Origin of the sequence: Halorhodospira halophila (assembly GCF_016653405.1) — a bacterium.
GTDB lineage: Bacteria > Pseudomonadota > Gammaproteobacteria > Nitrococcales > Halorhodospiraceae > Halorhodospira > Halorhodospira halophila_A.
Window position 1 is genome coordinate 67,000 of the sequence record NZ_NHSN01000021.1, and the last position, 11,105, is coordinate 78,104.

The window sequence follows — 11,105 nt, forward strand, 5'->3', positions numbered from 1 at the left end:
GCCACCGGACACCCTTACACGGTATGGATGAGCGACAAGCTGCCGCAGCTAGGGAAGGCTCAACGCCATGGTGACCGATCAGCAAACCCTCCTCGAGGTCGCGCAGGCGACCACCGCGATCGGTGGCTGGATGCTCGACCGCTCCACACAGGTCATCCACCTGTCCATGGAGACCCGACGACTCCTCGAACTGCCCCCGGACCGCCCCCTGAACCTGCGCACCGGACTCGGCCTCTACCCGCCCGAGCATCGGGCCACGGTCACCCGAGCCACCCACGCCGCCCTCCACCATGCCCGCCCCTTCCAGGTCGATGTCGATATCCACACCACCAGCGGCCGCCGGCTCCATGTCCGCAAGCTGGGCAAACCGCTGATGGACGACTACGGCAACATCCTGGGCCTGCGCGGCGCGCTGCAGGATCTGACCGACATCAAGGCCGCCGAACGTCAGGCCCGGCGCCTGTCACAGCGCCTGGAGACCACGCTGGAGAGCATCACCGACGCCTTCTTCCTGGTCGATCCAGCCTGGCGTTTCACCTATCTCAACCGCGAGGCGGAACGCCAACTCAACTGCCGGCGCGAGCAGATCCTCGGCCGCGTGGCCTGGGAGGTCTTCCCCGAAGCGCTGGGCACCGCGTTCGAGGCAAATTACCGCCATGCCATGGCCAAGCGGGATCCAGTGGTCTTCGAGGCCTACTTCGCGCCGGTCGAGACCTGGTTTGAGGCGCGGGCCTACCCCTCCGAAGAGGGGCTGGCGGTCTACTTCCGCGACATCACCCAGCGCAAGCAGGGCGAAGCGGAGATGGCTCAACTGAACGAGGATCTGCGCCAGGCCCGCGAGCGCGCCGAACGAGCCAGCCGGGCCAAATCGGAATTCCTCGCCGCCATGAGCCACGAGCTGCGCACCCCGCTGAACGCCATTACTGGCTTCGCTCAGCTGCTCCACCACACCCCGCCTGAAGCGTCCGCAGACCGGGATCACCACCTTGACCAGATCCTGTCGGCGGGCTGGCACCTGCGCGATCTGATCGGCGACGTCATCGACTTCGCGCAGATCGAGGCGGGTCAACTGGCTGTTCACGCCGAGCCGCTGGCCGTCGATGCTCTCGTGCGCAACAGCTTGGCGATGATCGGCGAGCAGGCGCGGCGCCGCGGGCTCTTCGTGGACTGCCAGGACACTGCCGAACCGGCCCCCTGGGCCCGAGCGGACCCGGTCCGCAGCCGCCAGATCCTGCTCAACCTGCTCTCCAACGCCATCAAGTACAACCGCCCGGGGGGCACGATCAGCGTCTCCTGGTCCGCCGCCGAGCACGGCGTACATATCGATGTCGCGGACACGGGCAGCGGCATCCCCCATGCCCGACGCGAACGCCTGTTCGAGCCGTTCGAGCGGCTCGGACGCGAGGCCGGTTCCATCGAAGGCAGTGGCATTGGTCTATCGCTGTCGCGGCGCCTAGCCCGGATGATGAGCGGCGACCTGAACCTGCTCACCACCGCCCCGGAACGCGGGACCACCATGCGACTAACCCTGCCCTACCACCTCAACGAGCCCTCCCCGTCAAGCGCGGAGATCCCCCTGCGCCTCGATGAGACGAGGCCCGCAGCGCCCATGCGCATCTGCTACATCGAGGATAACGAGCTGAACATGATGGTCGTCCGCGGTCTGATCCGCCGCAAAACGGGGGTCGAATTGGATGAGGCCTGGACCGGCGCCGAGGGCTTGGCGCGCGTCCGGCAGTGTCAGCCCGATCTGGTGCTTCTGGACATGCACCTGCCCGACATGCATGGCCGCGAGGTGCTGCGCGCCCTTCGCGCGGATCCCGAGCTGTGCCGACTCCCTGTGGTGGCGCTGAGTGCCGATGCGGCCAACGAGACGCTGGAAACCGCCGATGGCACCCTGGACGGCTACCTGCTCAAGCCGTTTCGACTGGCCGACCTGGATGCGCTGATCGCCCGATTCGCCCCGCGATGAGCCGGCCAGTGGCCGGATCCGCAGCCGCCGCCGCTCACCCCGATGGCGCCGTGCCGTGCTCCACCCGCTGGAGCTCCTCGACATCGAACCCCAGCGCCTCGGCCCGGCCGACCAACTCTTCCAGAATCTGCTCATCGAGTTCCGGCTCCCGGGAGAGGATCCACAGGTACCCACGGGTCGGACCGGAGACCATCGCCCACTCATACGCGTCCTTATCCAGCGCGATGACGTGGTAGCCGCCGCGGATGGGCCATGTGAAGGTCACCGTCAGGCTGGCCACATCCGGTTCGCCCTGGAACCGCGCGGTACCCTCAATCTCCTGCCACTGCTCATCGCTGGGATCGTACCCGCGGTTGCGTACGCCGAGGCGCCCGTCCTCGCGGATCCAGTATTCCGCGCTGACGTCGGTCAGGCCCCGCTCGAAGCGATGATCGAGCCGTTTGATGGAATACCACTGCCCCGTAAACCGCTCCGCCTCGAACCCATCGACGGGATCCACCCCCGCGGGCAGTCCGGTACACCCTCCGGCTATCGAAAGCGCCCCTGCAAGCAGCAGCAACACCCCGGCTCCACGCAGACAACGCCCCAGGACCCTTGCCATCAACGCCCCCTCCTTCGACCGCATCACCGGGTCATGGTGTCACAGCCCGGAATCAACCGATGAACTTATCGCCCTGATCCGTCATCCTACTGGATAGGAGACCAGACGCAGGGGAAGAGCAGGATCATGGACACGGACCATCCGCAGCACGACTCCGCGGCGAACAACTCCTCGCGTTACGTGGTTTTCGGCGCCAGCGGCTATATCGGCTCCCACCTGGTCGCCGAACTGCTCGAAGCCGGCTGCCGGGTGCGGGCGGTTGCCCGCAACCGCGAGGTGCTCGAAGCCCGCGAGTGGGAAGGGGCCGAACTGGTCGCTGCCGACGCCCTCAAGCCCGAGACCCTGGTACCGGCCCTGCAGGGTGCGGACGTGGCCTACTACCTGGTCCACTCCATGGGCGCCGGCAAGGCCTTCGGGACCCTGGATGTCGAGGCGGCCCGCAACTTCGCGGCTGCCGCCGCGGAGGCCGGGGTGCGCCGAATCGTCTACCTCGGTGGACTGGTGCCCGAGTCGGCGAGTTCCGCGCACATCCTCTCGCGGCGACAGACCGGCGATACCCTGCGCGAAGGATCCGTGCCGGTGACCGAGCTGCGGGCCGGCATCATCGTTGGACCTGGGTCGGCGGCGTTCGAGATCATGCGCGACCTAGTGCTCCACCTCCCGATCATGGTCACGCCGCGCTGGGTCTTTGCGCAGTCGCCGCCCATTGCGCTGCAGGATCTTCTTGAGTACCTGCGTCGGGCACCGCAGTGCGAGGAAACCGCCGGAGCCATTCTGGACGTCGCCGGCCCGGAACACCTGACCTACGCCCAGATGATGCGCATCCTCGCCGAGGAGGCGGGACGGCGCCCCCCGAAAGTGATCCCGGTCCCCTTGCTGACTCCGAAGCTCTCCTCCTATTGGCTGCGCCTCGTCACCGCCGTCCCCACACCGATCGCCAGAGCCCTGATCGAGGGGCTGCGTGAGGACTACCGGGCCGATGACAGCGAGATCCGCCGCCTGGTACCCCAGCAGCTGCGGGACTTCCGCGGCGCCGTGCGCGACGTCTTCCGCGCCGAGCGCGAGCGGTCCGTGGCGGCCCGCTGGACCGAGGGCGCCTTCATGTTCCGCAACTACCGGATCGACTACAGCTACTACGCCAAAAAGGCCCACGGCTCCGCCGTCACCACCGCGGAGCCCGATGCCGTCTGGCCCGTGGTCACCGCCATCGGGGGCGAGAACCGCTACTACTACGCCAACGCGCTGTGGAAAATCCGCGAGACCCTGGACTGGCTGGTAGGCGGACCGGGCAGGAACTATGGCCGACGCCACCCGACGGAGCTACGCGTGGGCGACATGATCGACTCTTGGCGGGTTATCGAACTGGAACCGGAGCGGCGGATGACCCTGTGGTTCGGCATGCGCGCCCCCGGCTCCGGCGTACTAGAGATCGAGCTCACGCCGCGAACCGGGGGCGGCACCGAAATCACGGTGGCCAACCACTGGCACCCGGCCGGGGTCTGGGGCCTACTCTACTGGTACGCCCTAGCCCCAGCTCACTCCCTCATATTCTCGGGGCTGGCCCGATCCATCGCCCGGCGGGCTGAGGCTTCTTCCACTGCGTCCGGGTCCCGCTCGGCGGCACCCGACTCGGACTGACCCTCGGCGCTCTGCGCCAGCAGCGCACCGCCGACCACGGCCAGGCCCGCGATCAGCAGAGCCGGCTCCGGCTCGGTAAAGCCGGTGAGAACCAGCAGGACCGCCGAGATGACCGGGACCATGTAGGTCAGCACACCGAGCAGCCCGGTGGGACCCTTGCGCAGGGCGAGCCCCCAGGTCATGAACGCAATCCCGTACGGACCCACGCCGATCAGGGCGGCCGCCAGCCAGTCCGTACCCTGAGGTGCACTGACGCTCTCACCAAGCAGGAGCTGGAGCACCACGGCGATGAGCGTCGCCTGGGCGAACATTCGCGCATAGCCGCGGAACGGGATCGAGCCCGCCTGCGTGAGGTAGACCGAGAACGCCGCCCAAGCACAACCACTGATCACCCCGAAGACGTAAGCGACCAACGGAGTCTCCGCCCCGGCAGGCGCCCCGGCAGGCGCGTCTCCCAGGATCAGCGGCGCCACGCCGACAAACGCCACGACCATCCCGACGAGCACCCGGGGCTGAACCCCGCGCCCGGCCAACCAATTGGCGACAAGCACGAACACCACTGGCCACAGGTACGTGACCAACGTCACGCGTGCTGGCTCCCCCCAGGCCAGCGCGGCGAAGTAGAGGTAGAGCGCTGCCACAAGCGAGAGCACGCCGCCGAGCCAGTAGCTCAGATCCGGGTCCGGCATTCGGCCGTGCGGCTCACGCACCAAAATTGCCGAACACCAAGCGACCGCAGCGGCCGCCATCAGGGCCACTACCGTCGTCATCATGGCCGGCAAATCGGTAAGTTGGCGCAACAACGGCAGACTGCCCCACAGACTTACCGAAAAAACACCAGCCACAAGACCCGAAAGCAGCGCACGGTTCAGCAACGCATGACCTCCTCTAACCTTTTGATGGACATGAACGGGCCGCGTAATATAGGGCTCATCATTCGATCTTCCAAACGAATCTTCATAATCAACCGATCACGTTGCTCGATCGCTCATGAAGACACGCATCCTCGATCTAACGCTGCTCCAGACCTTCGTCGCGGTCGTTGAACAAGGCGGCTTCACGGCCGCCGGCGAGCAGCTGCACCTTGCCCAATCCACTGTCAGCGCTCACATTACCCGCCTGGAGGAGTTGGCCGGCCACCGCCTTCTGCGCCGCGACCAGCGCAAGCTGGCGACAACCACCAAGGGCGAACGACTGCTCGCCCACGCGCGTCGGCTATTGCAGCAAAATGCCCTCGCCTGGCAGGAGCTTCAGGAGGAGCGCATGGAGGGACGGGTTCGGCTGGGAATCCCCGACGACTACATCATGTTCCTGCCGGAGAGCCTGAGCGATTTCGAGGCCCGCTACCCCGGCATCGAGCTCGAAGTCAGTGGCGGCCTGAGCGTTGACCTGATCGAGCAGGTCCAGGCGGGCCAGCTGGACCTGGCCGTCGTTACCAGGCAACCGAAAAGCCCGGGCGGCGAGGTCCTGCGCCGCGAGCCCCTCGTCTGGGCGGCAGCGGCGGCGTACGCCGCCGAGGAGCGCGAACCACTCCCGCTCGCCCTCTCCCGCCAGGGCGTGTGCACCTTCCGCGAGCAAGCCGTCGAAGCCCTGGAGGCCGCCGACTTCCCCTGGCGCATTGCCTATACCAGTACCAGCCTGGCCGGGCTGCGCGCGGCAGTCCGCTCCGGGCTGGCCGTGACGGTTCTCACCCCTTCGATGCTCGATCCGGATCTGCGCACACTGGGACAGGAGACGGGGCTACCGGAACTGCCCAGCATCGAGCTGGCCCTCCACCGTGGCGCCGGGCGGCCCAGCGAGCCGGCACGCCAGTTGTTCAACACGCTCCAGGAACGACTCGGCAACGTCAGCCACGGCTGACCGACACTGTTAGAAAAACCGATACCTCGGATGCAGAAAAACGCCTCGACTGCTTGCAGCCGCAGACACCGGCGAGTAGGTTAATGCCGCGCTGCTAGCGGATTGCTCCGCGCGAAGCCCCGGGCGCCCTCGCCCCACGCACCGGAGCGGACAACGGAAAGGATTGGCTTATGAAACGCAACGAAGAGATTATCGAAGCGCTACGGATCTACACCAATCGCCGGATCCCGCTGCTTTGGGGCAGCGTTCTGGCGATCCTCTTGGTGGCGCACTTCGTCACCGCCTACCTGGTGGAACAGTTCTGGAGCGAGCACCTGGCGGTGAGCCCGTGGGTGGCCATCGCCGCAGTGCTGATCGGCATTGCCTTCTTCCTTTACGAGAAGATCGGCAACAAGCTGCGCGCCGCAGAGTTCGAGTTCCAGCGCACGGCGCTGGGCTACTGGGACTATGAACGTGGCTACCAGCAGTCCGAACGAATCCGGCAGGCGGCGCTGGTGGGCTTTCTCGGCGTGGCGGTGCTCTACTGCGGCTTTCTCTTTGCCCAGTTCTGTGCGACGGCGGAAGACGCCGGGCGCATGGTGTGGACGGACCTCAGCCCGGGCACGCAGATCGAACTGCTCTCCAACCCGGAGCAGGCCACCGTGCTGGGCCTCGGCGCCGCGCTGATCGTCGGTGCATTGGTCTGGATCCATCGGATCCGCGAGCAGATCCGCAGCGATCTCAACGGCTGAAGCGATCCCAGCCGGCCGGGCGCCCGCCGCCCGGCCGGCATGCCCCTGACCTGCCGCGCCGCAACGGCACGCAACCTACTGCCCGGCAGCCTGGGCCGCCTCCACGGCCTCCTCGGCCTCGACCCACTGCTCCTCTAAACCCTCACGCTCGCGTTGCAGGCGACCTTGCTCCTGCAGCAGCCCCGTCAATGCCTGCGGATCGCCCTGGTAGAGTTGCGGGTCGGCCAGCTGCGCCTCGAGCCCCGCGAGCGCCTCATCGCAGGCCTGGATTCGCTCCAGCAGCGCGTCGGCGCGTTCACGCAGCGGCTTCAGCGCCGCGCGCTGTTGCGCCTGCCGGCGTCGCTGGTCCTTGCGCCCTCCGGCTTTCTGCGCTGCATCCGGGGCGGATGCGCCAGCGCCGGAGCGCTCATCCAAACGACGCCCCGCGCCGACCCGACGCCGCTCGACCAGCCAACCGTGGTAATCGTTCAGATCGCCATCGAACGGGCTGACACCGCCGTCGGCCACCAGCCAGAACCGGTCGACGGTGGCGGCCAGTAGGCTGCGATCGTGGGAGACCACCACCACCGCCCCGGCGAACCCCTGTAGGGCCCGGGTCAGCGCGTGGCGCATCTCCAGATCCAGATGGTTGGTCGGCTCATCGAGCAAGAGCAGATTCGGCTGCTGCCAGACCAGCAGCGCCAGCACCAGCCGCGCCTTCTCGCCGCCGGAAAGCGGCGCCACCGGCTCGGTGGCCTGATCACCGACAAAGCCGAAGCCACCCAGAAAATCCCGCAGCCGTTGCGGGGCGGCCCCCGGCGCCAAGCGATGCAGATGCTCCAGCGGCGTGCTCTGCGCATCGAGCTGCTCAAGCTGATGCTGGGCAAAATAGCCAACCCGCAGCCCCGATGCCGGCGTCATAACGCCGGTCTGCGGCTGCAACTCACCCGCCAGGGCGCGCACCAGCGTGGATTTACCCGCGCCGTTGGGGCCGAGCAGCCCGATCCGATCCTCATGGGCCAGACTCAGCGTCACGCCACGAAGCACCGGATCGGTGGCATACCCCAGATCCACCCCGTCCAGGGTCAGCAACGGGTTGGCCGCCGCCGGGGCGTCGACAAACTCGAAGGTGAAAGGCGAGTCGGCGTGTGCCGGGGCCAGGCGCTCCATCCGCTCCAACGCCTTGATCCGGCTCTGTGCCGCGCGCGCCTTGCTGGCCTTGGCCCGAAATCGCTCGACGAACCGCTGCATGTGAGCGATCTCGCGCTGCTGCTTCTCGTAGAGCGCCTGCTGCCGGGCCAGTCGCTCGGCCCGCTGACGCTCAAAATCGCTGTAACCGCCGCGATAGAAATGGAGCTGACGCTGCTCGATGTGGAGCACGCCATCGACGACCCGATCGAGCAGTTCCCGGTCGTGGGAGATCAGCAGCAGCGTGCCGGCGTATTCGCGAAGCCACTGCTCCAGCCAGAGGACGGCCTCCAGGTCGAGGTGATTGGTGGGCTCATCGAGCAGCAGCAGATCCGAGGGGGCCATCAACGCCTGGGCCAGGCTCAACCGCACCCGCCAACCGCCGGAGAAGGCCGAGACCGGGCGCTGCCCGTCGCCGGGGGCGAAACCCAGCCCGTTCAAAAGCTCCTCGGCCCGCGCCGGCGCGCTGTAGCCATCCGCCGCCTCGAGCCGGGCGTGGGCAGCCGCAATCCGGTGGCCATCCGCAGAACGCTCCGCAGCCGCCACTTCCTGCTCCGCCTGACGCAGGGCCTGGTCCCCGTCCAGGACGAACTCCAGCGCCGGGCGCTCCAGGGCCGGCGTCTCCTGGGCCATCCAGGCGACCCGCCACCCACCGGGACATTGCAACTCGCCACGGTCGGTGGCCAACTCGCCGCGTAGCAGCGCCAGCAGGCTGCTCTTCCCCGACCCGTTGGCACCGATCAGCCCAATCTTGTGGCCGGGGTCGATGGTGGCACTGGCCCCTTCGAGCAGGGGCTCAGCGCCGCGGCGCAGGGTGATATCGTTGAACCGGATCATGCCCGCCATGGTAACAACCGCAGGCGGGCCCCCGCGTGCCAAGCCGATGAGAAAAGGGAGGCTCATGGACCGCCTGGAACAGTTTCTCGACCGCGCTGAACGCCTGCTCGAGCGCATCGAGCCTCTGCTGCCGCCCGCGCAGACGGCACCGGACTGGGATGCCACCACCGCTTTCCGTTGGCAGCGTCGTGCCGAACGCGGCTATCTGGAACCGATCGCGGTCACGCCCCGGATCGAGCTCGCGCACCTACACGGCATCGAGCGCCAGAAGACGACCCTGCTGCGCAACACCCGACAGCACCTCGCCGGCCTGCCGGCGAACAACGCACTGCTGTGGGGCGCACGCGGCACCGGCAAGTCGTCGCTGATCCAGGCCCTGCACCGCGCCTTCGCGGCGCAGGGCCTGCGCCTGATCGAGATGGAACCCGAGCACCTCACCGATCTGCCCCGCCTGCTGCCGTTGCTCGCGCAGCGCCCGGAGCGCTTTATTGTCTACTGCGACGACCTCTCCTTCGACGCCAGCGACCACTCTTACCGGGCCCTCAAGGCGGTGCTGGACGGCTCACTGAGTGGCTGCGCCGACAACGTGCTGCTCTACGCGACCTCGAACCGACGCCACTTGGTCCCGGAGCAGATGGCGGACAACGACCAGGCGCGCATCAGCGGCGGCGAGCTCCACCACGGTGACGGCGTAGAGGAGCGCATCTCGCTCTCGGAGCGCTTCGGGGTCCGCCTTTCCTTCCACCCATTCGCCCAAGAGCGTTACCTGGAAATCGTGGGCAGCTGGATCGAGCACCTGGGAGGCAGCGATGGCGACAGCGAGGCGGCGCGGCAGGCGGCTCTGGCCTACGCGCTCGACCGCGGCTCGCGCAGCGGGCGGGTGGCCTGGCAGTTCGCCCGGGACTGGGTTGGCCGCCAGGGCCTGCCCGCCGCGGAGCATGTCTAGAGTTGGCTCTTCAGGTGGTTGAGCGTTGCGCAGTGCTCGGCCTGCGGGCTGAAGAGGATGATCTCGGCATCCTCGACCCGTAGCGTGTGGCCCGGTGGCCAGTAGAAAAGATCTGCCGCACGCACCTTTTCCTCGGCCCCGTCGGAAAAGGTGATGGTGAGCCTCCCCGAGATCATGTAACCCCAGTGAGGCGACTGACACAGATCCCCCTCAAGCCCTTGTAACAACGGGGTAATATCGGTGCCCTCTCCCAGCGAGAAGTACTCTCCGGTCATCTTGCCGTAATCGCTTGCATCGCCGAAATCCAGCACCTGCCGCGCCACGGCACCAGGGACGCTGAAGACTTCCGGAACCTCTGACTTGGTGATGCGCATGATGACTTCCTCCCTCGGAGTCGACGCTTCGGGTGGCCCCACGAGTACTCGGATCTCGCCACCCACGAGATCGCGAGTTCGGACACACAGGTTCGCCAGGGCCGGCGCTGATGCGCCGGTCACTTATACGGATCTGGATTGATGATAGGCAGGCCGGCGTGGCGCCGCTTCCATGGGATTGCGGTTGCTTTCCACTTCTTGCGGTTTCAGCCACTCGATCCGGCCGGGGCCCTAGCGCCGGTCCCGATACTGCTGGCGGTAGACGCCCGGAGGCAGGCCGGTGGCACGACGAAAATGGCGCACCAACTGTTGATGCGAATAACCCGTGGCCGATGCGACCTCGTGGATGGGCAAAGAGGTGGTTTCCAGCAGCTCCCGGGCCTTGCGCAGCCGCAGGCGCGTCAGATAACGATGGGGCGGATCCCCATGGGAGTGGGCAAAGGCCCGGGAAAAGTGCCATGGCGACAAGCTGCACAGCGCCGCGAGCTCGGCCAGCGTAACAGGCTGATCCAGATGTCTGTGCATGTACTCGATCACCCGTGCCGACTGGCGCGGGGCCAGCCCCCCGCGGCAGTCCTCCACCCTGGCGACCTGCTGGGACAGGCGGCTCAGCCGGACCACCAGGACGGCCATCATACCGTCTAGGAAGATCCGCGCGGCCGGGTCTTCGCGGCCCATCTCCTGCCAAACAAGGGTCAAACCCTGAATAATCAGCGGGTCGTGATGGTGGCGTGTATGGACAGCGCCGAAATCCAGCGGATCACTGGCATCACGCTCCAGGCACGCGCGCGCAAACTCGCCGGGAATGTACCGCACCCGGTTGCCTGGACACCCGGTAAGCATAATCACGCCGTGTACCGCACCCGGTTGCCTGGACACCCGGTAAGCATAATCACGCCGCCATCGGCATGGTTTCCAGGTAGTCTGTACGAACCTGCGCCGGCGACCGGAACCCATGGCGCTCCAGCAGCCAGCCGTG

Annotated in this window: 10 protein-coding genes and 1 pseudogene; 6 read left to right on the forward strand and 5 right to left on the reverse strand. The window is 67.1% G+C overall.

The window, feature by feature from the left end:
- Nucleotides 1-67 precede the first annotated feature (67 nt).
- Nucleotides 68-1,972 carry an ATP-binding protein gene (locus CCR79_RS08845; RefSeq protein WP_201171079.1) on the forward strand — a complete coding sequence of 635 codons (1,905 nt, stop codon included), beginning with the start codon at nucleotides 68-70 and terminating at the stop codon, nucleotides 1,970-1,972.
- 34 nt (nucleotides 1,973-2,006) lie between these two features.
- Here the strand turns inward: CCR79_RS08845 and CCR79_RS08850 are convergent, their stop codons facing one another.
- The gene (locus CCR79_RS08850; RefSeq protein WP_201171082.1) at nucleotides 2,007-2,573 is read right to left on the reverse strand and encodes a lipocalin family protein; all 567 of its coding nucleotides are present in this window, start codon (nucleotides 2,571-2,573) and stop codon (nucleotides 2,007-2,009) included.
- A gap of 126 nt (nucleotides 2,574-2,699) precedes the next feature.
- On the opposite strand from CCR79_RS08850, the gene CCR79_RS08855 reads away from it, so the two are divergent.
- Nucleotides 2,700-4,211, forward strand: coding sequence for an SDR family oxidoreductase (locus tag CCR79_RS08855; RefSeq protein ID WP_201171085.1), 1,512 nt, complete (start codon nucleotides 2,700-2,702; stop codon nucleotides 4,209-4,211).
- On the opposite strand, the gene CCR79_RS08860 is transcribed toward CCR79_RS08855, so the two are convergent.
- Nucleotides 4,109-5,056, reverse strand: a complete 948-nt coding sequence (locus CCR79_RS08860) for an EamA family transporter (RefSeq protein ID WP_201171087.1) — start codon at nucleotides 5,054-5,056, stop codon at nucleotides 4,109-4,111. The genes CCR79_RS08855 and CCR79_RS08860 overlap by 103 nt on opposite strands.
- Before the next feature lie 145 nt (nucleotides 5,057-5,201).
- Between CCR79_RS08860 and CCR79_RS08865 the strand changes: the two genes are divergently transcribed.
- The gene (locus CCR79_RS08865) at nucleotides 5,202-6,071 is read left to right on the forward strand and encodes a LysR substrate-binding domain-containing protein (protein WP_201171089.1); all 870 of its coding nucleotides are present in this window, start codon (nucleotides 5,202-5,204) and stop codon (nucleotides 6,069-6,071) included.
- Nucleotides 6,072-6,241: 170 nt separating this feature from the next.
- Complete coding sequence (locus CCR79_RS08870; protein ID WP_201171091.1) at nucleotides 6,242-6,802, forward strand: hypothetical protein; 561 nt, start codon at nucleotides 6,242-6,244, stop codon at nucleotides 6,800-6,802.
- Nucleotides 6,803-6,877: 75 nt separating this feature from the next.
- Here CCR79_RS08870 and CCR79_RS08875 read toward each other — a convergent pair whose 3' ends face one another.
- On the reverse strand, nucleotides 6,878-8,806 hold the full coding sequence (locus CCR79_RS08875; RefSeq protein ID WP_201171108.1) for an ATP-binding cassette domain-containing protein: 1,929 nt from the start codon (nucleotides 8,804-8,806) through the stop codon (nucleotides 6,878-6,880).
- 64 nt (nucleotides 8,807-8,870) lie between these two features.
- Between CCR79_RS08875 and CCR79_RS08880 the strand changes: the two genes are divergently transcribed.
- Nucleotides 8,871-9,752, forward strand: coding sequence for an ATP-binding protein (locus tag CCR79_RS08880; RefSeq protein ID WP_201171093.1), 882 nt, complete (start codon nucleotides 8,871-8,873; stop codon nucleotides 9,750-9,752).
- On the opposite strand, the gene CCR79_RS08885 is transcribed toward CCR79_RS08880, so the two are convergent.
- Both CCR79_RS08885 and CCR79_RS08890 read right to left on the reverse strand, forming a co-directional pair.
- Nucleotides 9,749-10,126, reverse strand: a complete 378-nt coding sequence (locus CCR79_RS08885; protein ID WP_201171095.1) for a cupin domain-containing protein — start codon at nucleotides 10,124-10,126, stop codon at nucleotides 9,749-9,751. The genes CCR79_RS08880 and CCR79_RS08885 overlap by 4 nt on opposite strands.
- Nucleotides 10,127-10,357: 231 nt before the next feature.
- Nucleotides 10,358-10,945, reverse strand: a pseudogene (locus CCR79_RS08890) (helix-turn-helix domain-containing protein); the annotation flags it as partial.
- On the opposite strand from CCR79_RS08890, the gene CCR79_RS13675 reads away from it, so the two are divergent.
- The coding region (locus CCR79_RS13675) for a hypothetical protein (RefSeq protein ID WP_242510887.1) at nucleotides 10,862-11,105 on the forward strand (244 nt) is incomplete at its 3' end. The pseudogene CCR79_RS08890 and the gene CCR79_RS13675 sit on opposite strands and share 84 nt — an antisense overlap.